This window comes from Pantoea sp. X-Soil-TKNS-1207 (assembly GCF_059730485.1).
On the sequence record NZ_AP035958.1, the window covers coordinates 130,041 to 152,825 of the forward strand.

Sequence of the window (22,785 nt, forward strand, 5' to 3'; positions counted from 1 at the left end):
AACCGCTGCGGGATGCAGCCTGAACTGGCCGGTTTCAGCGTCTTCGGACGCTTTACCTCTCTACTTTCACGTGATTCATAGTGAGTTTTAAGGAGTTCTCTATGGAAATAAAAGATCCAATGGTCGAGTTACTTAGTAGTCTTGAACAGATTGTTTTGACACGTGATGCACAGCCTTCTGTATCTGAAATCGCCCTTTCTAAGGCGTCAGTTCCCGAGCCACAGCGTTTACGAGAGATGACCGGCATGCAGGTGGATGAATTCGCCCGCGTGATGGGGGTGAGCGTCTCCTCAGTGAAAAGCTGGGAGGCGCAACGTACGCGCCCTTCCGCTACGGCGCGCAAATTGATGAAGCTGTTGCAGGCCAATCCCTATCTGGGCAGACAGTTGCTTGAGTAAATAACGACTAACGGTTCTGACCCGCCTTTATGGCGGGTTTTTTTTGCCCTTAATTGAGCGGCATTACGCCATATTTCGCCGCCTGTTCGGCAAACCAGCTCTCCGGCACGCTGTACGGCGGCTGCGCCAGTTGCGCTATCCCCTGACGAATAATGCTGTCTGCCTGCTGCCATAGCTGTTTGTCGCCGTCATTTAACAGCTGAATCTGCACCTGTTTTTCCACCAGATAGACGCGGGCGAAGTGCGGATCAAACTGCACGATAGCGCGGGTATTATCGATGATGTCAGCCAGTTTGATGGTTTGCGCTTCGGACGACGCCTGCGCGGTATGGCGAAAATGCGCCAGCTTGCGTGCAGCGCGATTTTTCGCCTGCGGCTGGGCGCTGTCGGTGAGCATCTCCACCAGTGACGCCACGCGTGGGCCAAAGTGGTTTTCAATGTCCTGCAAGGTGCTGGGAGTGTCTTCCACCGTATCGTGCAGCCAGGCGGCGGCCAGCATCGCTTCATCATCGGTGACGCTGCGCACCAGCTCGGCCACCGCAGCCGGGTGGACGATATAAGGCTCATCGGTATATTTGCGACGCTGTCCGGCTTCGGCATGAGCCTGAGCGGCATAGCGGCGCGCCTGATCTTCCAGTGAATCCCGCATATTTTATTCTCCGGAAAAAAGTAGCTTGCAATTATCTAGCGCGCTATCTATATTCAATTACATGAACAGTAACCAAGATGACAAAAAAGTGCAGCAGACGCCACTCCAGCTGGACCAGCATCTCTGTTTCGCCCTCTATTCGGCGAATCTGGCGATGCATAAGGTCTACCGCCAGCTTCTGGCGCAGCTGGAAATCACCTATCCGCAATATCTGGTGATGCTGGTGCTGTGGACGAAGGATGATGTGACGGTATCGGAGATTGGCGAGCAGCTGTTTCTTGATTCCGCCACGCTGACGCCGCTGCTGAAACGGCTGGAGAGTGCCGGGCTGCTGCGTCGGGCGCGTTCGCGCCAGGATGAACGCCAGGTGGTAGTTACCCTGACCGACGAAGGACGCGCCCTGCGCCAGCAGGCGCAGTCGATTCCTGAAGCGATTAAATGCGCTTCGGCTTGTGATGATGACACGCTGCTGACGCTGAAAAATCAGCTGGACGCGTTGCGCGACAATCTGAATCGCGCGAAGTAACAACATGCCGGGCGTGGCGCACGCTGCCGCTCCCGGATCTTTTAGGCTGTGCTAAATAAGTAGCACGCGATTATATAGCGAATATACGAGGTTATCATGTCTTTAGAGAAAGTTGTCTATACCGCAAAAGCAAAAGCAACCGGTGGTCGTGATGGTCGTGCCACTTCTTCTGATGGCGTGCTGGATGTGAAGCTGGGTGTGCCTAAAGAGATGGGCGGCGCGGGCGGTGAAGTTACCAACCCGGAGCAGCTGTTCGCCGCCGGTTATTCCGCCTGTTTCCTCGGCGCCATGAAGTTTGTTGCGGCGCGCGACAAGTTTGCCATCGCCAAAGACGCATGGATTGAAGGCGAAGTGGGTATCGGTCCGATCCCGAATGGTTTCGGTATTGAGGCAAAACTGAACATTCATCTGCCGGGAATGGACGCTGACGAAGCGAAGAAACTGGTCGATGCGGCGCATATCGTGTGTCCATACTCCAACGCGACGCGCGGCAATATTGATGTGACGCTGAATATCATCAATTAATAAGCCATAAGGGTCGCCACTCATGGCGGCCCTGCATCAGGTGAACAAAAAGTGTGCAATTCGCACAAGTAACCAAATTTGTCTGGTCTTACCTCTGAGCGCGTGCTCTACTCCCTCTCCCTTTCGTTCAGATTCCTCTCGATCCTGTACGCTGCATCACGCTTTTCAGCGGCGAAAGCGAACTCTGCTGCCTTTACACAGTCACATTTACGGTTGATGCACCGACACCGGGCCGGGAATACATATATTCATGAATTATATTAAAACGTTAACGCAGCAGAAGCTGTCCTTACTGCTTGCGCTGTACATCGGCATCTTATTGAATTTGCCGATTTTTTATCGCCGTTTTGACGGTTTTCTGACGAAATCCTCACTGGTAAATTGGGTCTCTGCGCTGGCAGAAGTGGTGGCGATCGTGCTGCTGACCTTCTTCGTCATGCGACTGCTGTCGCTGGGCGGCAAGGTGTTTTATCGCGTACTTGCCAGCCTGATGGTGGTGATCTCGGTCGCTTCCGCCTATTACATGGCGTTTTTTAACGTGGTGATTGGCTACGGCATTGTCGCATCGGTGATGACCACCGATGTCGATCTGTCGAAGGAGGTGATTGGCCTGCATTTTGTGCTGTGGATGGTGCTGGTCAGCGCCCTGCCGCTGCTGATGATTTGGCGTAATAACCTGAGCTTCACCCTGATTGAGCAGCTGAAAACGCCAGGCCAGCGCCTGAAACCCACGGCGATTCTGTTGCTGTGCGTGGCGCTGGTGTGGCTGCCGATTCGCTATTTCGACAAGCTGCAAAAGGTCAACGAAGAGATCACCAACATCGATCTGCCGAGCTATGGCGGCGTGGTGGCGCACTCTTATCTGCCATCAAACTGGATTGCTGCGCTTGGGTTGTTTGCCTGGACCAAACTGGACGAGACGGTAGATAGCCAGGAGTTGCTGGACCCGGCGAAGAAGTTCACCTACGTGGCGCCGCCAGGCATCGATGATACCTACGTGGTGTTTGTGATTGGCGAGACCACGCGCTGGGATCATATGGGGATGCTGGGGTACGACCGCGATACCACGCCGAAACTGTCGAAAGAGAAGAATCTGGTGGCGTTTCGCGGGGAGTCCTGCGATACCGCCACCAAGCTGTCGCTGCGCTGCATGTTCGTACGCGAGGGCGGCACCATGGATAATCCGGGCCGCACCCTGAAAGAACAGAATATTTTTGCGGTGATGAAAGAGCTGGGCTTTAGCTCAGAGCTGTTCGCCATGCAGAGTGAAGTGTGGTTCTACGATAACGCCGACGTAGATAACTTCTCGTTCCGCGAGCAGATTGGTTCAGAGAAGCGTAATCAGGGCAAAGCGGTTGACGATATGCTGCTGGTGCCGGAGTTACAGGCGTCGCTGGCGCGTTACCCGAAAGGGAAGCATCTGGTGGTGCTGCATACTAAGGGGTCGCATTACCTGTATTCGCAGCGCTATCCACGCAGTTTTGCCCGCTATCAGCCGGAGTGTATGGGGGTTGATGAGACGTGCAGCAAAGCGCAGTTGATTAACGCCTATGACAACTCGATTCTGTACGTTGATAGTATGCTGGACAGCGTGCTGGATCAGCTGCGTGATAAGAAAGCGATTGTGTTTTATGCCTCCGACCACGGCGAGTCGATCAGCGAGAACATGCATTTACACGGCACGCCGCGTGAAATGGCCCCGCCGGAGCAGTTCCGCGTACCGATGATGGTCTGGGCTTCCGATAAGTATCTGGCTGACCCAACCAATCGCAGCAATTTTGAGCGTTTACAGGCTCAGCAGCGCGTCGGTAAGACGCATCGTCATGTCGAGTTGTTTGACACCATTCTTGGCTGCCTGGGCTACAGTTCGCCGAACGGCGGCATCAAAGCGGCGAATAACTGGTGCCAGGCGCCAGCTGCGTCTGACGGGGTCAAAACGTTGTAATTTTTGCCTGGAACTTATTGAGCGGCGGGGGCTTTTCCTCCGCTGCCTGCTTTCCAGGCAAACGCGTTGAATTGCACAAAAAGGGATTGACGCTCCAGAACCGGCGCAGTAAGATGCGCCCCCATCGGTGAGTGGCGCAGCCTGGTAGCGCACTTCGTTCGGGACGAAGGGGTCGGAGGTTCGAATCCTCTCTCACCGACCAGATTTAAGAAAACCTGCTTGTAAAAGCAGGTTTTTTTTCGTCTGTCATTTGGCTATGCGCGTATATTCGCGGCCCGGCGTATTGGCCTGGTCGGCATAAATGTCGCCCCTCGGGTTCCGCTGTTGGGGACGAATTTATTCGCACCGCTGCTCTCGCTGGGCATCCGGTTTAGCGATCACCCTCGGATGCGGCCCCCATTTCCCTGGCATTTTTATCAAATGGTCAGAATTATCAAAAGTTAACAATTCACCCCTTACACCCGCCAATCACAAAATAGTCGTCATTATTCCTGCTCACAGCTATCAATCCCTTGCCACATCGTCGCTGTGTTCTTAATTCGCGACACATTCTTCTTATGACCGCTTTTTGCTTTTTGCTGATTTCTTATGCCAATAGTCCAGCATATTTCGCTACCTGAACGTCATAACGCACGGGGAATCGTTCAGATATTCAACATTTACTGGCAATATTTGTATGTTTTTTAGCGGTGATAATCACTGTCATTTGGCTGTATAGCCAGATAATCACACGGTGTAGCGCGCTTTCTTACCTTTTTAAATATTGGCTTACAGGCTGAAGGGTGTTTTTTATCGTTGCTTGCGGTTACTCACACTCTATGTAAATAACCCCACGTTGTATTGACGTTCATTGCAACTGTTGACAAATTGATGCGTCAATAGATGTAGAGTTGAACGCGTCTGGCGGTTTCCACGGTGCCAGCGCAACAAAAAAAACGACTCGCATTTTGGTCACCTAAGGTGACTTGCCTGAACCGCATAAAAAAATCAGAGGTCAGGCGCAAAGCACACAACATCACATCACAATGGAGCAAAACATGATCAACTCCCTGGCTAAATCCAGGATGCTGAAGGTCGGTCTGAGCCTGATCGCTATGACCGTTGCCGCGGGTGTCCAGGCGAAAACCCTTGTGTACTGTTCAGAAGGGTCGCCGGAAGGTTTTAACCCTCAGCTGTTCACCTCTGGTACCACCTACGACGCCAGTTCCGTACCGATCTACAACCGTCTGGTTGAATTTAAAATCGGCACCACCGAAGTGGTTCCGGGTCTGGCCGAAAAGTGGGATGTGAGCGCTGACGGCAAAACCTATACCTTCCATCTGCGCAAAGGCGTGAAGTGGCAAACCACCAAAGACTTCAAACCGACGCGTAACCTCAACGCTGATGACGTGATTTTCTCCTTCGAGCGTCAGCTCGATAAAAACAACAAGTACCACGGCGTTTCCGGCGGCAGCTACGAGTATTTCGAAGGCATGGACATGCCGAACCTGATTAGCAAAATCGAGAAAGTGGACGATAACACCGTACGCTTCACGCTGACGCGTCCGGAATCTCCGTTCCTTGCTGACCTGGGTATGGACTTCGCGTCTATCCTGTCGAAAGAGTACGCTGACAACATGCTGAAAGCCGGTACGCCGGAAAAACTGGACCTGAACCCGGTGGGTACCGGTCCGTTCCAGCTGCTGCAATACCAGAAAGACTCGCGCATTCTCTACAAAGCCAACCCGGACTACTGGGGTACCAAGCCGAAAATCGATCGCTTAGTCTTCTCTATCACGCCTGATGCCTCTGTGCGTTACGCCAAGCTGCAAAAAGGCGAATGCCAGGTGATGCCGTACCCGAACCCGGCTGACATCGCGCGCATGAAACAAGACAAAAACATCAATCTGCTGGAACAACCGGGTCTGAACGTCGGCTACCTGTCGTTCAACACCGAGAAAAAACCGCTGGATAACGTGAAAGTGCGTCAGGCACTGACCATGGCGGTGAATAAGAAAGCCATCATTGAAGCGGTTTATCAGGGCGCTGGCCAGGCCGCGAAAAACCTGATCCCACCAACCATGTGGGGCTACAACGACGCGGTGCAGGATTACCCGTACGATCCGGCTAAAGCCAAAGAACTGCTGAAAGAAGCCGGTCTGCCGGATGGTTTCTCCATCGACCTGTGGGCGATGCCGGTACAGCGTCCATACAACCCGAACGCCCGTCGTATGGCGGAAATGGTTCAGGCTGACTGGGCGAAAATTGGCGTTAAAGCCAACATCGTGACCTACGAGTGGGGCGAGTACCTGAAACGCGCCAAAGCGGGTGAACATCAGACCGTGATGATGGGCTGGACCGGTGACAATGGGGATCCGGACAACTTCTTCGCCACGCTGTTCAGCTGTGCGGCGGCGAAAGACGGTTCCAACTACTCACGCTGGTGCTACAAGCCGTTTGAAGATCAGATTCAGCCAGCCCGTGCTGAAGCCGATCACAACAAACGTATTGAGTACTACAAACAGGCTCAGGTGATCATGCATGAGCAGGCTCCGGCGCTGATCATTGCGCACTCCACCGTGTATGAGCCAGTGAGCAAGAAAGTGACTGGCTATGTGGTTGACCCGTTAGGTAAACATCACTTCGAAAACGTCGATATCCAGGAATAACCTTTCGGATTATGGCGGTCAGGGTCGACGCCGTCGGCCCTCGGGCGGTCTCTTGACCGCCCGTGCCCCGCACTTTTTTTTCCGGCTAATTTCTTATATTGAAGCGCTTCTGGCGTCGCGTTCGGCTATGTGCCGGATGTATGTTTTAAGCAATGTAGTCCCCGGCGGCGACGCCGTGGGAAATGACTGAGAGTACGGCTTATGCTGCAGTTCATACTCCGACGTCTGGGTCTTGTCATCCCAACGTTTATCGGTATTACCCTGTTGACCTTTGCGTTTGTCCATCTGATCCCCGGTGACCCGGTCCTGATCATGGCGGGTGAACGCGGTATCACGCCAGAACGCCACGCGCAGTTGATGGCGATGTTTGGTCTTGACCAACCCCTGTGGAAACAATATCTCACCTATATCAACGGCGTTTTGCACGGTGATTTGGGTATCTCGCTGAAAAGCCGCATCCCGGTGTGGGACGAATTCGTTCCGCGCTTTAAAGCCACGCTGGAGCTGGGCATCTGCGCGATGATTTTCGCCGTTGCCGTCGGCATTCCGGTGGGCGTGCTGGCAGCAGTGAAACGCGGCTCCGTCTTCGATCACACCGCCGTCGGTATCTCGCTGACCGGTTACTCGATGCCGATTTTCTGGTGGGGCATCATGCTGATCATGCTGGTGTCGGTGCAGCTTAACCTGACGCCTGTCTCCGGCCGTGTCAGCGACACCATCTTCCTCGATGACAGTCACCCGCTCACCGGCTTTATGCTGATTGATACCCTGATCTGGGGCGAACCGGGCGACTTCAAAGATGCCGTGATGCATATGATTCTGCCCGCTATCGTGCTGGGCACCATCCCGCTGGCGGTGATCGTGCGTATGACGCGCTCCTCAATGCTGGAAGTGCTGGGCGAGGACTACATCCGCACCGCGCGCGCCAAAGGGCTGACGCGTATGCGCGTGATCGTGGTGCACGCGCTGCGTAACGCCATGCTGCCGGTGGTCACGGTGATCGGCTTACAGGTCGGTACGCTGCTGGCCGGCGCCATCCTGACAGAAACCATCTTCTCCTGGCCGGGCCTCGGTCGCTGGCTGATTGAAGCGCTGCAACGCCGCGATTATCCGGTGGTGCAGGGCGGCGTGCTGCTGGTGGCGGTGCTGATCATCCTGGTCAACCTGCTGGTTGATTTGTTGTACGGCGTGGTTAACCCACGTATCCGTCATAAGAAATAAGGGGGCATCATGTCTGCTGTTGATCCCGCAAGCGTAAGCGTTGCACCGAAGCCGATGACCCCGATTCAGGAATTCTGGCACTACTTCAAACGTAATAAAGGCGCGGTTATCGGCCTGGTTTACATCATTCTGATGCTGCTGATCGCCATCTTTGCTGAGGTGCTGGCCCCCCACGCGCCAGCCGATCAGTTCCGTGATGCGCTGCTGCACCCGCCGGTATGGCAGGATGGCGGCAGCTGGAAATTTATTCTCGGCACCGATGACGTGGGGCGCGATATTCTTTCGCGTCTGATGTTTGGCGCACGCCTGTCGCTGCTGGTGGGCTGCCTGGTGGTGGTGCTGTCGCTGATTCTGGGCGTGGTTTTCGGTCTGATGGCCGGTTATATCGGCGGCGTGGTTGACGCCATCATCATGCGCCTGGTGGATATCATGCTGGCGCTGCCCAGCCTGCTGCTGGCGCTGGTACTGGTGGCGATTTTTGGCCCGTCGATTGTCAACGCCGCACTGGCGCTCACCTTCGTGGCGCTGCCGCACTACATCCGTCTGACGCGTGCTGCGGTGCTGGTTGAAGTGAACCGTGATTACGTCACCGCCTCCAGCGTGGCCGGTGCCGGTACGCTGCGCCAGATGTTCGTCAATATTCTGCCTAACTGCCTGGCACCGCTGATTGTGCAGGCATCGTTAGGCTTCTCCAACGCCATCCTCGATATGGCGGCGTTGGGCTTTCTCGGTATGGGGGCGCAGCCGCCGACACCGGAGTGGGGCACCATGCTCTCCGACGTGTTGCAGTACGCGCAAAGTGCCTGGTGGGTCGTCACCTTCCCTGGGGTGGTCATCCTGCTGACGGTACTGGCATTCAACCTCATGGGCGATGGTTTGCGTGATGCACTCGACCCGAAACTCAAGCAGTAAAGAGGCACCGAGATGGCGTTATTAAATGTAGAAAAACTGTCGGTGCATTTCGGCGACGAGAAAACACCGTTCCGTGCGGTTGACCGCATCAGTTATCAGGTTGAGCAGGGCCAGGTGGTCGGCATCGTGGGTGAATCCGGCTCCGGCAAATCGGTCAGCTCGCTGGCGATTATGGGGCTGATTGATTTCCCCGGCCGGGTGATGGCAGAGAAGCTGGAATTTAACCAGCGCGATCTGCAACGCATCTCCGAGAAAGAGCGCCGCCAGCTGGTGGGTGCCGAAGTGGCGATGATCTTCCAGGACCCGATGACCAGCCTCAACCCGTGTTACACCGTGGGCTTCCAGATTATGGAAGCGCTGAAAGTGCATCAGGGCGGCAGTAAAAGTACCCGTCGTCAGCGCGCCATTGATTTGCTTGAGCAGGTAGGCATTCCCGATCCAGCCTCGCGTCTGGATGTGTATCCGCACCAGCTGTCCGGTGGCATGAGCCAGCGCGTGATGATCGCCATGGCGATCGCCTGCAAACCCAAACTGCTGATCGCCGATGAGCCGACTACCGCGCTCGACGTGACTATCCAGGCGCAAATCATCGAGCTGCTGCTGGATTTACAGAAGCAGGAAAACATGGCGCTGATCCTGATCACCCATGATTTGGCGCTGGTGGCAGAAGCGGCGCAGCACATCATTGTGATGTATGCCGGTCAGGTAGTGGAAAGCGGTAAAGCGGTGGATATCTTCAAAGCGCCGCGCCATCCCTACACTCAGGCGCTGCTGCGGGCGTTGCCGGAATTCGCTGCCGATAAAGCGCGTCTGGCTTCGCTGCCGGGCGTGGTGCCGGGTAAATACGATCGCCCGACCGGCTGCCTGCTGAATCCGCGCTGCCCCTATGTGACTGACCGTTGCCGTCGCGAAGAACCTGAACTGCGCGATATTCCGGGCCGTCAGTCCAAATGTCACTTCCCACTGGATGATGCCGGGAGACCGACTTATGAGTCATGAAAATAATCAGCAGGATTACCTGTTGCAGGCGATAGACCTGAAAAAGCATTACCCGGTGAAGAAAGGGCTGTTTGGCCAGGAGCGACTGGTTAAGGCGCTGGATGGCGTGTCGTTCAACCTGGAACGCGGCAAAACGCTGGCGGTGGTGGGGGAGTCAGGCTGTGGTAAATCCACCCTGGGCCGTCTGCTGACCATGATTGAAACCCCGACCGAAGGGCAGCTGTTCTGGCACGGCCAGGACCTGCTGAAACACGATCCGCAGGCGCAGAAACTGCGTCGTCAGAAAATTCAGATCGTGTTCCAGAACCCCTACGGTTCGCTCAATCCGCGTAAAAAAGTCAGCCAGATTCTGGAAGAACCGCTGGTGATCAACACCACGCTGAGCAAAGCGGAACGTCGCGAAAAAACGCTGGAGATGATGGCGAAGGTAGGCCTGAAAACCGAGCATTACGATCGCTACCCGCACATGTTCTCCGGCGGTCAGCGTCAGCGTATCGCCATTGCACGCGGTCTGATGCTCGATCCGGATGTGCTGATTGCCGATGAACCGGTATCGGCGCTGGACGTGTCGGTGCGCGCCCAGGTACTCAACCTGATGATGGACCTGCAACAGGATCTCGGCCTCTCCTATGTGTTTATTTCCCACGATCTGTCGGTGGTGGAGCATATCGCGGATGAGGTGATGGTGATGTACCTCGGTCGCTGCGTGGAGAAGGGCAGTAAAGAGGCGATCTTCAGCAATCCGCGTCATCCCTATACCCAGGCGTTGCTGTCGGCGACACCGCGCCTGAATCCTGATGAGCGTCGTGAGCGTATCAAACTGACCGGTGAGCTGCCCAGCCCGCTGAACCCGCCGCCCGGCTGCGCATTCAATGCACGCTGCCGTCGCCGCTTTGGTACCTGCGTACAATTGCAGCCAAAACTGAAAACCTACGGTGAGCAGCAAATCGCCTGTTTCGCCGTGGATCAGGACGAAAATCAGCCGGTCGCTGGCGTATAAATTTTTATCGATAACCGTTAAAGGCCCCGAATGGGGCCTTTTTCTTTGGCGCTTTTAAACTTCAGAAAAATTTAAGACTGTAGCCACTATAATGGCTGGTCTGGAAAATCCATAACCCCTCTGCATCTGTCATGCGCTGGCCTTAAAAATCCGATCCACTGTTAAGACAAATTCTGAATTTTGTCAGAATTGTGTGAGCTTCGTCACGTAGTGGAAAAATCCGTAACATGCAGAGGGTTAGTGATTTTTCAGTAAGTTATGAAAAGATTATCACGATGATTATTTCAGTTAACCGTTATTAATTAATTCCGGCATATAAACAGCAGCATAGTAATTTAAGTGCCTTTTTTTCTATCTTATAGATTAAACTCTTTTATTGAATGCGGTGGTTTAATAATCAGAATTCTCTCACTGTGTTTTAAGTGATGTGATATATTCGCGAAAATTTCCCCCCTCCTTTTACAGGCGTCCCGGTCATGAAGAACTACGACGATTTGCAGCGTTTTAAGGAAAAAACGCAGACGCTGGATATCGCTTTCAAGGATATGTCTGGGCAGGCGCAGGAAGCCGAACAAAGTCAGTGGGCGATTATCCGTCAGCTGGCCGCTGACGACGACCAGGAAACCCTGGGCAGTGGCCAGCGCATTGATTTACCACAACCGCAGCCGATTCGCGGCAACGAATTTAGCGCCGCAGCGCAACAGTCACCGGCTGCGCCGCTGGTCAGCAGCGCTCGCGGTTCTATTCTCGACAGCCTGGCAGCGACGCCTGTGGCCGGGGCGACTCCGGCTGCCGCCGAACGTGCGGCCGTCTCCTCACTGTTTCCACCCGCGCCGACCACACCGGCACCTTCGGTAGCGCCGAAGGCGACCCATGTTGACCGCCAGGCGACCACCTCGCTGTTTCCGCCTCCGCCGCCCAAACCGGTTGAAGCGCCAGTGGCCCCGGCCCCCGTGGTGGCTGCGGCAGCTGAGCCGCGGGTCGCACCGGCGCCAGCCCCTGCACCTTTTATCGCACCGACACCGGCGCCCGCTCCGGTGGCTGCCGCACCGGCACACACTTTTGCGTTACCCACCGCACCGGCACCACAGCCTGCTGCGGCAACGTCACGTTTTGGCGCGTTATTCCGTTCACGGCCCGCTGAGCCTGTGAACCTGTCGAAAGAGACACTACTGAAACCGTTACTGGAGAAGATTGCCCTATGCCGTTAGTTTGTGTGTGCTCGCCAAAAGGGGGAGTAGGGAAGACCACCATGGCGGCCAACCTGGCCTGGAGTCTGGCCCGCGCAGGCAGCAAAGTTTTGGCAATCGATTTCGACGTGCAGAACGCCTTACGTCTGCATTTCGGCGTTCCGCTACATGATGGCCGTGGCTTTGTAGCGCGTTCGGATGAGCAGGCCGACTGGAGCCAATCGATCCTCACCACCGGCGGCAATATTTTTGTGATGCCTTATGGTGATGTCACTGAAGAACAACGTGAGCGTTTTGAAGAAAAGCTGAGTAAAGATCCGCATTTCCTGAAACGCGGACTGGATACGGTATTAAATTATCCCGGCCTGGTCATTATTGCTGATTTTCCGCCAGGCCCTGGTCCGGCATTAAAAGCGATGACAGCACTTGCCGATATGCATTTAGTGGTAATGCTGGCAGATACCGCTTCCGTTTCTCTGCTGCCGCAAATTGAAAATGATCGCATGATTGGTCAGCCACTAAATAATAAACGTGGACACTATTTTGTTCTCAACCAAAGCGACAATCGCCGCAATATAAGCCGTGATGTCACCGCTTTTATGCAGCAGCGGCTGGGTGAAAGTTTACTTGGCGTAGTTCACCGTGATGAAAGCGTCGCGGAAGCCAATGCTTCACAGCAATCTGTTTTTGATTTCAGCCCTGCTTCTGCGGCAGCGTTTGATATTGAGCTGGTTGCCAAACGCGTTTCCAATATTCTGAATATCTCCGTCGGCAACGGCGAAGTTCAGGCCCCAATACGCAGCCATTATTAACTGCCTGGCGTTGCCAGGCCGCATAATAACAACACAGCTCCGCAGGGTGAATCATGAGTAAAATCGGGTTTTACCTGCTGCTGCTGGTGCTTGCACCCGTCGCAGCGGTAATCATCATCACGCCGATGGACAGCCAGAAACAATATATTTTTGGCTTGATTAGCATCGGGATGATGTTTTTGATGGGCTTTAGCAAAAGCCGCAAAATAACTGTGGTTATGGTCATTCTCTCCGCGCTCATGTCTACCCGATATATCTGGTGGCGCACCACGGAGACGTTACAGTTTAATTCTGAGATTGAGGCTATTCTCGGCATCGGTTTATATATTGCCGAGCTGTATGTCTGGCTGATCTTAATTCTCGGCTTCCTGCAAACGACCTGGCCATTAAAACGCACCATTGAACCGCTGCCGGAAGATACCAGCCTGTGGCCGACGGTGGATGTCTATGTGCCTTCCTATAACGAAAGCCTCGACGTTGTCCGCGATACGGTGCTGGCCGCGCAGTGTATTGATTACCCGCGCGACAAACTGAAAATCTATTTACTGGATGACGGTAAACGCAGTGAGTTTGCGGTATTTGCCGCCGATGTGGGCGTGGGTTATATCACCCGCGACGACAACCGCCACGCGAAAGCCGGTAACCTGAACCACGCGATGAAAATCACCAAAGGTGAGCTGATTTGCGTGTTCGACTGCGACCACGTCGCCACCCGCACCTTCCTGCAGGCGACGGTGGGGCCGTTCCTGAAAGATCCCAAACTGGCGCTGTTGCAGACGCCGCACTACTTCTACTCGCCGGATCCGTTCGAGCGTAACCTGCGCGCCGCGCGCAGCATCCCGAACGAAGGTTCGCTGTTCTACGGCCCGGTACAGCAGGGTAACGATAACTGGAACGCCACCTTCTTCTGCGGCTCCTGTGCGGTAATTCGCCGTAGCGCGCTGGAGCAGATTGGCGGTTTTGCGGTAGAAACCGTTACCGAAGATGCGCACACCGCGCTGAAAATGCAGCGTCTGGGCTGGGGTTCGGCGTTCCTGTCGATCCCGCTGGCGGCCGGTCTGGCGACCGAACGTCTCGGCCTGCATATTATTCAGCGTACCCGCTGGGCGCGCGGCATGACGCAGATTTTCCGCGTCGATAACCCGCTGCTTGGCCGTGGCCTGAAGTGGCAGCAGCGCCTGTGCTACCTCAACGCCATGCTGCACTTCCAGTTCGGCCTGCCGCGTGTGGCGTTCCTGACCGCGCCGCTGGCCTACCTGCTGTTTAACCTCAACATCATTCACTCGTCGGCGTCGCTGATCTTCGCCTACGTACTGCCGCATCTGGTGATGTCGCTGTACGTCAACTCACGTATGAATGGCCGTTTCCGTTACACCTTCTGGGGTGAAATTTACGAAACGGTGATGTGTTTCCACCTGGTTATCCCGACCATTCTGACCATGCTGTCGCCGAAGCACGGCAAGTTCAACGTAACCGACAAAGGTGGCGTGTTGGATCAGGGCTTCTTCGACTTCCACATCGTGCGTCCGCATGTGATTGTCGCCGCGCTGCTGACCGTAGGCATCGTCGCGGGCGTGGTGCGTGCCACCATGCATAACTACTTCGGCGTTGACCCTTATGTGATCGCGTTGAACGTCGGCTGGGCGGTATTCAGCCTGATTATCCTGATGGCGGCGATTGCCGTGGCGCGCGAAACCAAACAGGTGCGTAAAACCATCCGTATTGAAGTGCAGATCCCGGCGATTATTCACTACGCCAGCGGCATCTCGTCACGCACCATGACCAGCGACCTGTCGATGGGCGGCGCGCAGCTCGATGCACCGGATGGCCGTCATGAGTTTGATGAGATCGAAGAGATTGATCTGCTGCTGAAATCCGGCGCTATCACCATCCCGGTAAGCAAAATCTCCGGCGATGAAGAAACCATTCGTCTGCGCTTTGAAGCCATGCCGCTGTCGCGCCGCCGTGAACTGGTGCGCGTGGTGCTGGCGCGCGCCGATGCGTGGATTCAGCCGCAGTACAAGCAGGACAACCCGCTGCTGTCACTTGGCACCATTATTCGTACCGTGTTTGAGCTGTTCTGGCTGACGTGGAAAGACCGCCGTAATAAACGTAAGCAGGATGCTCAGCCAGCCGTGAAAGAGGACAGCGCTGCATGAAGACATTGACGCAAACGTTGCTGGCGAGTTCGCTGGCAACCGCGCTGCTGCTCGCCCCGGCCTGGGCGGATACACCGGCCGTCACGCAGGACAGTTCGGCCCTCGGCCAGGTTCCTCCGCCGCAGGGGCTGGATACCAATGCCGATGACCAGCTGAAAGCCGCCGCCGGTGCTGCTCCTTATGCGCCCGCCGCCAACGCGCCGGTGGAAAACGCGCCGGTGGAAAACGCACCCGCGGTACAGAATGCTGCGCCCGCCGCGGCCAGCGACAGCGCCGCGCCCGAAATGGTGCTGCCGACGCCTGCACCGGCCCCCGCGCCGGTGCCTGCCCCTGCGCCGGTGATTTCTGCCGCTCCGCTTAATCAGCCGGTCAGCACCGTGATTTCAGTGGCGCAGATGGGCCAGAAGCAGGGCATCATCCTCACCGGCGGCCAGTTGCAGTCCGGCATCGTGTTTACCCTGCCGAGTGACGAAGTGATCACCAATGCGCGCCTCAACCTGTCGCTGCGCGTCTCGGCAGCGCTGGCGGCGCGTAATACCTCGCTGCAACTGATGCTGAATGGTCAGCCGCTGGGCACGCTGCCGCTCGGCGCCAGCGACAGTGATGTCAGCGATTATCAGCTCGATATTCCGGCCGCGATGGTGGTGTCGAGCAACAACCTGAGTTTCAAGATCAACGATGCGGACAAATTGCTGTGCGAGAAAGAGAGCGCGCAGCAGTACCAGGTAGCGATTCTGCCGAAAACCACGCTGAGCCTCGAAGGACAGCAGCTCAACATCGGCACCAGCCTGCGTAACTTCCCGCGTCCGTTCCTCGATCCGCTGCGCATGACGCCCGCCAGCGTCAGCATTGGCTTTGCCGCTAACGTCACGCCGGATGCCGTCAGCGCGGCCGCGCTGGTGGCGTCCTGGCTGGGGATTCAGTCGGACTACCGTGGCATTCGTTTCCCGGTGGTACGCGGCGATCTGCCGGAGCACAACGGCATCCTGTTCGGTCATCCGGGCGATAAAATTGGCGGTCTGACCTTCCCGGCCGCCAACGGCCCGACGTTGCAGATGGTCGATAACCCGAACAACCCGGTGTACAAACTGCTGCTGGTGAGCGGGGCGGATGATGCCCAGCTGCGTCAGGCGGCCAACCGTCTGACCACGCAGCCGCTGACTACCGATGCCAGCAACCTTAACGTCCAGCCGCAGCCGATTGCGCTGCGTAAACCGTATGATGCGCCGCGCTGGATCAATACCAGCCGCCCGGTGCGTCTGAGTGAGCTGCTGCGTAAGGATCAGAGCCTGACCGCCACCGGTATCTGGCACGATGCGCTGAGCGTGAACTTCCGCGCCGCGCCGGATCTGTTTATGTGGGACGGCGATACCATTCCGGTAAACCTGCACTATCGCTTCCCGTCAGAAAGCTGGATCGACGAGAACAATTCGTTCCTCAACGTGATGCTGAACGGCACCTTCCTGCGCAACCTGACGGTGAATAAAGTCGGTCTGCTGGAGAGCGCCTGGCACCGTCTGGGTGGCGATGCGCGTCAGGAAAACTACACGCTGAAGCTCGATCCTTACCTGATTTACGGTGACAACCAGCTGGCGTTGTACTTCAACATCAAACCGAAGGCGGATGCGCCATGCGGCGTGTTGCTGAATAACAACATCAAAAGCCGCATCGAAGATGACTCGTCGATCGACCTAAGTCACACGCGTCACTTCACCATGCTGCCGAACCTGTCGTACTTCGTCGGTGCCTCCTTCCCGTTCTCACGTCTGGCGGATTTCGCCCAGACCACGCTGATGCTGCCGGAAAAACCGAGCGATGCGGAGATCGCCACGCTGCTGGATATGGCGGCGCGTGCCGGTAACGCCACAGGCGTGCCGCTGGCGCAGAACCAGGTGCTGTTCGGTATGCCGAATGGCGGCACCAACCTGGCGCGTCTGGAGCGCAGCGATCTGCTGACGGTGAGCACCACGCAAAACAGCGCCTTTAATCAGGCGATGCTGGCGGGGACGCCGTATGAAACCAGCGGCAGCACGCTGGGGGTGAAAGATCCCACCACCTGGGACAAGCTGCGTGGCTGGCTGGTCGGTGACTGGTATCGCCAGCAGCTGGATGCGGATCGTTACTTCTCCTCCAATGAGGCGTGGCGCGGCTTTGTCAGCTATCGCTCGCCGTGGAACCCGGATCGCCTGGTGGTGATGACGGTAGCGACCAGCGATGACCAGCTGCTGCGACTGCATCAGGATTTGAACTCGGCGCGGATTAACGCCGGTATTCGTGGCGATACCGCCATCATCACCGATGAAAACGGTATCCGCAGTTTCCGCGTCGGGCCACAGTTCCCGAGCGGTGAAATGCCCTGGTACATGATGGTGGTGTGGTATGCCAACCAGCACTCGGTGCTGATGGCGATTGCCGCGCTGCTGCTCTCGGCACTGGTGGGTGGTGGCGCCTGGGTAATGCTGAAACGTCATGCATGGCGACGTCTCAACCCGCAGGGTGATAGCAAGTCCGGCAAGAAGTAAGGATAAAAACAATGAAAAAACATCTGTTAAGTGCCGGTATTCGCCATGCCCTGATTCTGGGGGGGGCGCTGACACTCTCTCAGCCGCTGCTGGCGGCCGAGAGTACCAATCCCGCGTTGCAGGCGTTGTTCGATCAGGCGGCTTACTGGCACCAGAAAGCGCATGACGATTTAGCCAAAGCCTCATTGCAGAAAGTGCTGATGGTGGAGCCAAACAACACCCAGGCGCTGTATCTGCTGGCGCTCTATTCACAACAAAGCGGCGACAACGTTGCCGCATCGCAATGGCGTGCGCGCCTCAGCCAGGTGTCGCCGAACGATGGGCATCTGTCCGAGCTGGACAACGCCCGTCAGCTGCAAAGCATTCCGCAGTCGCAGCTGTCGCTGGCCCGCCAGCAGGCGCGCAGCGGCAATATCGCGGCCTCGTTGCAAACCTGGCGCAACACCTTCAGCGGCAATGAGCCGCCGCCGAGTGTCGCCGCAGAATATTATCTGACCATGGCGGGCGATCGTTCGCTGCTGCCGCAGGCGGTGGAAGCGCTGCGTCAGTTCTCCGCTGAACATCCGCAGGATACCGGTGCCAGACTGGCGCTGGGCAAGGCGCTGACCTACCAGGAATCCACGCGTCGCGAAGGTATTGACGTGCTGGCGAGCATGGCTGACGGCAATAAAGATGCCGACCGCTCGCTGCGCCAGGCGCTGCTGTGGCTCGGCCCGCAGGCGTCCGACGCCGCGCTGTACCAGACCTGGCAGCAACGCCATCCGCAGGACAATACGGTGCTGGATTACTACCGTAAAAATGTCGGCGGCGCGGAGAAAGGCGCAGGCTTTACCGCGCTGAACAGCGGCGATGTCAGCAGCGCCCAGAACAACTTCGAGAAAGTGTTGCAGGCCAACCCGCAGGATGCCGATGCGCTGGCCGGTTTAGGCTATGTCGCACAGCGCGCCGGGCGTTATGCCGAAGCGGCAGATTACCTGACGCGTGCCGCGCAGATGGGCGGCGATCAAAGCGCAACCCGTCAGAAACAGGCCGACGATGCGCGTTTCTATGCGCAGCTGGCAACCGCACAGCAGGCGCTGAAAAACGGCGACAGCGCGCAGGCACTGGCGTTGAGCGAACCGCTGGCGCAGGCGGAGGGCGATAAAGGCGTCTCCGCTAAACTGTTCCGCGCGGATGTGCAGCGTCGCAGCAACCAGCTGCAACAGGCCGAGCAGAGCTACCGGGCTATCCTGCAAACCGACCCGGATAACCGTAACGCGAAAGAAGGCCTGTTCTACGTGCTGCGTCAGCAGAACCGCGGCGCCGAAGCCAACACGCTGCTGGCGTCACTGCCGGATAGCGTGCGCCAGAGCGTCGCGCCGCGCGGCACCAGCACCGACCCGATTCGTCAGCAGGCGAAGCGCGAGCTGGCGGCGGGCAACAACGCGGCGGCCATTGCCACGCTGCAACAGGGCATCGCCCGTTATCCGAATGACGGCTGGCTGCGTCTCGACCTGGCGCGTCTCTATCGCGGGCAGGGCGACAGCATGATGGCGGCCAATATTATGCAGCCAACCATGCGTACCGGTGCCAGCACCAATGAATTGTACGCGGGGGCACTGAATGCCAGCGAAAGCGGCGCCTGGCAGCAGGCGAGCATGTTGCTGGCACGCATTCCCACCAGCAGCAAAAGCAGCGACATGCGCGATTTATCGCAGCGTGTGAACTTCAACCTGCAAATGAACACCGCCGATCAGTATCTGGCGCAGGGTTCCAATGCCGCTGCGGCGAATACGCTGCGCGCGCTGGCGGCGACGCCGCCGTCGAACCCGACAGATGCCGGTAACCTGGCGCAGAAACTGGCGAAAGCGGGCGATCTCACCACGGCGGTATCGGTGGTGCGCAGCAACATGCAGCGCGGCGTGCAGGGCAATGCGGGCGATTACGCCGCGCAGGTGGCGGTGCTGAATCAGGCCGGTCTGACCACCGAAGCGCAGAGCTTCCTCAGCAGCCCGGAATTGCAGGCACGCAGTACCCCGACCCAGCTGGCGGGCATTCGCAACGGTTACGTGATCAACGAAGTCGATCGTCTGCGTGAGCAGAAGCAGTACGCCGCCGCGTATGACAAGCTGGTGGGCGCGCTGCAACACGATCCGCAGAACCGTGATTTGATGTTCGCCATGGCGCGACTCTATCAATCCGGCAAGATGAATAAAGAAGCGGGCGTGGTCTATGACTACCTGCTGACGCAGGATACCCCGACGCAGGATGCGCGCGAAGGCGCCATCAACGTGGCGCTGGCGCAGAACGACGTACAGAAAGCCAATACCCTGACGCGCGGCCTGCGCAACGAGCAGTCGCCGGATCGCCTGCTGCTGCTGGCGCGCGTGGCGGAAGCCAACGGCGAACACAGCCAGGCGATGAGCTATCTGCGCACCGCGCGCGGCCAGCTGATTGGCTTGCAGGGCGCACAAACCGGCAGCGTGCCGACCGTCGGTGGTCTGGCGCTGGCCGACAACCCGTTTATCAACCGCAGCACCTCGCCGGTGGGGCGTTCGCCGTCCAGCTACGGCGCGGTGATGCCGTGGCAGTCGTCACCGAACGCCACCAGCAGCGCCGAAGGCGTGACGCTGGCGAGCGACACCCCGGTGGTGCAGCAGAGTCGTACGCTGAAGCAGATCGACGACATGATGGACGATTTGCAGGAGAAAACCGGCACCTGGACCCAGGGGCAGGTGCAGGTGCGTGGGCGTGATGGCGAATCGGGCCTGAGTAAGCTGACCGAAGCCAAAGCCCCGCTGACCTTCTCCACGGTGCCGTTTGGCAACTCACGTTTCGACTTCACCATGACGCCGATTACCCTCTCTGCGGGTAGCGCGGCGGGCGATGCATGGCGTCGCTTCGGTACCAACTCGCTGATTCAGGGCGCGGTGGTGGCGTCTGGCGATGCCAAAGTCACGGATGTGCCGTCCTCCTCTACCGATTCGCAACGCGGTAATGGGGTGGAGCTGAATATGGCGCTGAAGGGCGACAGCTATAAAATCGACCTTGGCAGTACGCCTCTCGGCCAGGATCTGAGCACCATGGTGGGCGGTATCCAGTGGTCACCGAAGCTGACTGACTTCCTGACGTTGATCCTGACCGGTGAGCGCCGCGCAGTGACCGACAGCCTGCTTTCTTACGTGGGTGCGGAAGATAAGGCGAGCGGTCAGCGATGGGGCCAGGTCACCAAAAACGGCGGCAACGCGCTGTTGAGCTACGACAATGGCGATGCCGGGTTCTATGCCGGGGCCGGCGCTTACAGCTATATCGGTGAGAACGTCGCCAGCAACAATAGCGTGCAGGCAACGGCGGGTGCCTATGTGCGTCCGTTCCACTATGACGATCGCGAGCTGAAAGTGGGTATGAGCCTGTCGTGGATGGACTTCTCGAAAAACCTTAGCTACTTCAGCTATGGTCAGGGGGGTTACTTCAGCCCGCAGAACTATGCGTCGATATCGTTCCCCATCGACTTCTCGCGTAAGTTTGATGACCTGAAAGTGAGCATCGGCGGCTCGGTGGGGTATCAATCCTACAGCCAGGATAAGAGCGCGTACTTCCCGAACGATCCGTCATTGCAGTCGCAGCTGCAAGCCATGGCCGATGCGGGTTACGTGAAGAGTGCTTACTACGATGGCGAGAGCAAAAACGGTATCGGCTATAACCTTCATGCCGGTGCAGACTACAAGATCAACAAAGATGTCACCATTGGCGGTCAGTTAGGCTACGACACCTTTGGCGATTACAACGAGAGCACAGCCAATCTGTACTTCCGTTACCTGTTCGGAGACAACTAATGAGTGAGCAATTGGCATCCCGCGTCACCCATCCACATCAGCCAGGCTGGTTTGATCTGGTGAGCGTGATGATTGAAGGTATGCTGGATAACGCCGGTGAGGAAGCCGAAGGCTTCCTTAACCAGGTGGGCGAATCGCTGGCGGCGCGCTATCCTTTGCCGGAGACGCGCACCGTGCAGGATCTGGAGCGTGAAATCAATTTGCAGCTGGCGCGGTTTAACTGGGGCTTTTCCCAGTTGCAGCCGATGGACAACGCCATTTTAATTCAGCATCACGCGTTACCGGCAGGCGACAGTCAGGTGGATGTTGAGCGCTGGCAGCTGGCCTTCAGCGCGGTGCTGGCGGGCGTGTATGCGCAGTGGTTGCAGGCCCAGGGCGGCAGCGCGGCGGTGCCGGTGACACTTGAAAAGCTGGATGGCGGCACGCTGTACTACCGATATCAATAGGATACTTGTGATGAGAGTTTTGCCGTTCTGGCGTCAATGGATTCTCTGTTTCATGGTGATGTTTTTTAGCGCACAGGCGGCCGCAGATGGCTGGAGCACGTTTAAAAGTCGCTTTATGAGCAGCGATGGCCGTATCAGCGATACGGCCAACAACAATGTCAGTCATACCGAAGGCCAGGGCTATGGCATGTTGCTGGCGGTGGCGAATAACGATCGCCCCACCTTTGACCGGCTGTGGCAGTGGACGCAGAGCCATCTTAGCAACCCGCAAAACGATCTGTTTTACTGGCGTTACACGCCGGGTGCCACCGATCCTATTGCCGACAAAAATAACGCGTCAGACGGCGACGTGCTGATTGCCTGGGCGTTGCAGCGCGCTGCGCAGAAGTGGTCGGGCAGCAATTATCAGCAGGCATCGGATCGCATCCAGCGCGCCATCGTGAAACAAACGGTGATCACCTATGCCGGGCATAAAGTGATGTTGCCGGGCGCGCAGGGCTTTAATAAAACCAGCTACGTGGTACTCAATCCGTCGTACTTTCTGTTTGCCGCCTGGCGTGAGTTTGCTGAGCAGAGCCATTTGCGCATCTGGAATCAGCTGATTGACGACGGTATGGCCCTGCTGGGCGAGATGCATTTCGGTAAAACCGGTCTTCCGCTGGATTGGGTGGCGCTGAATGCCGATGGTTCGGTCGCTCCGGCGCTGGGGTACTCCAACCGGTTCAGCTATGACGCGATCCGCATTCCGCTCAATATCTGGTGGTATGACCCGCAGAGCCTGCGGCTGACGCCGTTCCAGCGCGTGTGGCAGGGTTATGGCCGTATGACGACTCCGGCGTGGTTTGATGTGCTGGCGAATACGCCCGCCCCCTACAACCTCGACGGCGGTCTGCTGGCGATCCGCGACCTGACCCTGAGCGAAACCGGTTATCTCAGCGATCAGCTGGCGCCGAATCAGAATTATTTCTCGTCCAGCCTGCAACTGCTGACCTGGCTGGCGTATCAGGAAAAGCGTTGA

General features: G+C 57.1%; 17 protein-coding genes and 1 tRNA gene. 17 read left to right on the forward strand and 1 reads right to left on the reverse strand.

All coding sequences use genetic code 11. From position 1 onward, the window contains the following. The first annotated feature begins 101 nt into the window (after positions 1–101). Positions 102–398, forward strand: coding sequence for an HTH-type transcriptional regulator (locus tag AC6I8V_RS00585; protein ID WP_497836561.1), 297 nt, complete (start codon positions 102–104; stop codon positions 396–398). A 49-nt stretch (positions 399–447) separates the two neighbouring features. Here AC6I8V_RS00585 and AC6I8V_RS00590 read toward each other — a convergent pair whose 3' ends face one another. Further along, positions 448–1,047, reverse strand: coding sequence for an HD domain-containing protein (locus AC6I8V_RS00590; protein WP_497844022.1), 600 nt, complete (start codon positions 1,045–1,047; stop codon positions 448–450). Positions 1,048–1,108: 61 nt separating this feature from the next. Here AC6I8V_RS00590 and AC6I8V_RS00595 point away from each other — a divergent pair, with 61 nt between their 5' ends. The 16 genes from AC6I8V_RS00595 (at position 1,109) to AC6I8V_RS00670 (ending at position 22,785) form a co-directional block, all read left to right on the forward strand. After that, positions 1,109–1,573, forward strand: coding sequence for a MarR family winged helix-turn-helix transcriptional regulator (locus tag AC6I8V_RS00595; protein WP_497844023.1), 465 nt, complete (start codon positions 1,109–1,111; stop codon positions 1,571–1,573). Positions 1,574–1,669: 96 nt separating this feature from the next. Then, positions 1,670–2,098, forward strand: coding sequence for an organic hydroperoxide resistance protein (locus tag AC6I8V_RS00600; protein WP_497844024.1), 429 nt, complete (start codon positions 1,670–1,672; stop codon positions 2,096–2,098). Between the two features lie 250 nt (positions 2,099–2,348). Continuing rightward, positions 2,349–4,043, forward strand: coding sequence for a kdo(2)-lipid A phosphoethanolamine 7''-transferase (gene eptB / locus AC6I8V_RS00605; RefSeq protein WP_497844025.1), 1,695 nt, complete (start codon positions 2,349–2,351; stop codon positions 4,041–4,043). A gap of 125 nt (positions 4,044–4,168) precedes the next feature. Continuing rightward, positions 4,169–4,245 (forward strand) — tRNA-Pro (locus tag AC6I8V_RS00610). An 835-nt stretch (positions 4,246–5,080) separates the two neighbouring features. Continuing rightward, positions 5,081–6,691 carry a dipeptide ABC transporter periplasmic-binding protein DppA gene (gene dppA / locus AC6I8V_RS00615; protein WP_497844026.1) on the forward strand — a complete coding sequence of 537 codons (1,611 nt, stop codon included), beginning with the start codon at positions 5,081–5,083 and terminating at the stop codon, positions 6,689–6,691. A gap of 201 nt (positions 6,692–6,892) precedes the next feature. After that, entirely contained in the window at positions 6,893–7,912 is a 1,020-nt protein-coding gene (gene dppB, locus AC6I8V_RS00620) for a dipeptide ABC transporter permease DppB (RefSeq protein ID WP_497844027.1), read from the forward strand. A 9-nt stretch (positions 7,913–7,921) separates the two neighbouring features. Next, positions 7,922–8,824 carry a dipeptide ABC transporter permease DppC gene (gene dppC, locus AC6I8V_RS00625; protein WP_497844028.1) on the forward strand — a complete coding sequence of 301 codons (903 nt, stop codon included), beginning with the start codon at positions 7,922–7,924 and terminating at the stop codon, positions 8,822–8,824. A gap of 12 nt (positions 8,825–8,836) precedes the next feature. Beyond that, entirely contained in the window at positions 8,837–9,823 is a 987-nt protein-coding gene (gene dppD / locus AC6I8V_RS00630) for a dipeptide ABC transporter ATP-binding protein (protein WP_497844029.1), read from the forward strand. Further along, entirely contained in the window at positions 9,813–10,823 is a 1,011-nt protein-coding gene (dppF, locus tag AC6I8V_RS00635; RefSeq protein WP_497844030.1) for a dipeptide ABC transporter ATP-binding subunit DppF, read from the forward strand. The genes dppD and dppF overlap by 11 nt, the downstream gene beginning before the upstream one ends. Before the next feature lie 476 nt (positions 10,824–11,299). Further along, positions 11,300–12,034, forward strand: a complete 735-nt coding sequence (gene bcsO / locus AC6I8V_RS00640) for a cellulose biosynthesis protein BcsO (RefSeq protein ID WP_497844031.1) — start codon at positions 11,300–11,302, stop codon at positions 12,032–12,034. Then, entirely contained in the window at positions 12,025–12,825 is an 801-nt protein-coding gene (gene bcsQ / locus AC6I8V_RS00645; protein WP_497844032.1) for a cellulose biosynthesis protein BcsQ, read from the forward strand. The genes bcsO and bcsQ overlap by 10 nt, the downstream gene beginning before the upstream one ends. Positions 12,826–12,878: 53 nt before the next feature. Further along, the gene (bcsA, locus tag AC6I8V_RS00650; RefSeq protein WP_497844033.1) at positions 12,879–14,984 is read left to right on the forward strand and encodes a UDP-forming cellulose synthase catalytic subunit; all 2,106 of its coding nucleotides are present in this window, start codon (positions 12,879–12,881) and stop codon (positions 14,982–14,984) included. Next, positions 14,981–17,506 carry a cellulose biosynthesis cyclic di-GMP-binding regulatory protein BcsB gene (gene bcsB / locus AC6I8V_RS00655; RefSeq protein ID WP_497844034.1) on the forward strand — a complete coding sequence of 842 codons (2,526 nt, stop codon included), beginning with the start codon at positions 14,981–14,983 and terminating at the stop codon, positions 17,504–17,506. Before bcsA ends, bcsB begins: the two co-directional genes overlap by 4 nt. A gap of 11 nt (positions 17,507–17,517) precedes the next feature. Further along, on the forward strand, positions 17,518–21,321 hold the full coding sequence (locus AC6I8V_RS00660; RefSeq protein ID WP_497844035.1) for a cellulose biosynthesis protein BcsC: 3,804 nt from the start codon (positions 17,518–17,520) through the stop codon (positions 21,319–21,321). Continuing rightward, positions 21,321–21,767 carry a cellulose biosynthesis protein BcsD gene (gene bcsD / locus AC6I8V_RS00665; RefSeq protein ID WP_497844037.1) on the forward strand — a complete coding sequence of 149 codons (447 nt, stop codon included), beginning with the start codon at positions 21,321–21,323 and terminating at the stop codon, positions 21,765–21,767. Before AC6I8V_RS00660 ends, bcsD begins: the two co-directional genes overlap by 1 nt. A gap of 10 nt (positions 21,768–21,777) precedes the next feature. After that, positions 21,778–22,785 (forward strand): family 8 glycosyl hydrolase, encoded by a 1,008-nt coding sequence (locus AC6I8V_RS00670; RefSeq protein ID WP_497844038.1) that lies wholly within the window; start codon positions 21,778–21,780, stop codon positions 22,783–22,785.

Coding starts and splice junctions, on each gene's coding strand:
- dppD (WP_497844029.1), top strand. CDS start 8,837: ATGGCGTTATTAAATGTAGAAAAACTGTCGGTGCATTTCGGCGACGAG.
- dppB (WP_497844027.1), top strand. CDS start 6,893: ATGCTGCAGTTCATACTCCGACGTCTGGGTCTTGTCATCCCAACGTTT.
- dppC (WP_497844028.1), top strand. CDS start 7,922: ATGTCTGCTGTTGATCCCGCAAGCGTAAGCGTTGCACCGAAGCCGATG.
- eptB (WP_497844025.1), top strand. CDS start 2,349: ATGAATTATATTAAAACGTTAACGCAGCAGAAGCTGTCCTTACTGCTT.
- dppF (WP_497844030.1), top strand. CDS start 9,813: ATGAGTCATGAAAATAATCAGCAGGATTACCTGTTGCAGGCGATAGAC.
- AC6I8V_RS00590 (WP_497844022.1), bottom strand. CDS start 1,047: ATGCGGGATTCACTGGAAGATCAGGCGCGCCGCTATGCCGCTCAGGCT.
- AC6I8V_RS00600 (WP_497844024.1), top strand. CDS start 1,670: ATGTCTTTAGAGAAAGTTGTCTATACCGCAAAAGCAAAAGCAACCGGT.
- bcsA (WP_497844033.1), top strand. CDS start 12,879: ATGAGTAAAATCGGGTTTTACCTGCTGCTGCTGGTGCTTGCACCCGTC.
- bcsO (WP_497844031.1), top strand. CDS start 11,300: ATGAAGAACTACGACGATTTGCAGCGTTTTAAGGAAAAAACGCAGACG.
- AC6I8V_RS00585 (WP_497836561.1), top strand. CDS start 102: ATGGAAATAAAAGATCCAATGGTCGAGTTACTTAGTAGTCTTGAACAG.
- dppA (WP_497844026.1), top strand. CDS start 5,081: ATGATCAACTCCCTGGCTAAATCCAGGATGCTGAAGGTCGGTCTGAGC.
- AC6I8V_RS00670 (WP_497844038.1), top strand. CDS start 21,778: ATGAGAGTTTTGCCGTTCTGGCGTCAATGGATTCTCTGTTTCATGGTG.
- bcsB (WP_497844034.1), top strand. CDS start 14,981: ATGAAGACATTGACGCAAACGTTGCTGGCGAGTTCGCTGGCAACCGCG.
- bcsQ (WP_497844032.1), top strand. CDS start 12,025: ATGCCGTTAGTTTGTGTGTGCTCGCCAAAAGGGGGAGTAGGGAAGACC.
- bcsD (WP_497844037.1), top strand. CDS start 21,321: ATGAGTGAGCAATTGGCATCCCGCGTCACCCATCCACATCAGCCAGGC.
- AC6I8V_RS00595 (WP_497844023.1), top strand. CDS start 1,109: ATGAACAGTAACCAAGATGACAAAAAAGTGCAGCAGACGCCACTCCAG.
- AC6I8V_RS00660 (WP_497844035.1), top strand. CDS start 17,518: ATGAAAAAACATCTGTTAAGTGCCGGTATTCGCCATGCCCTGATTCTG.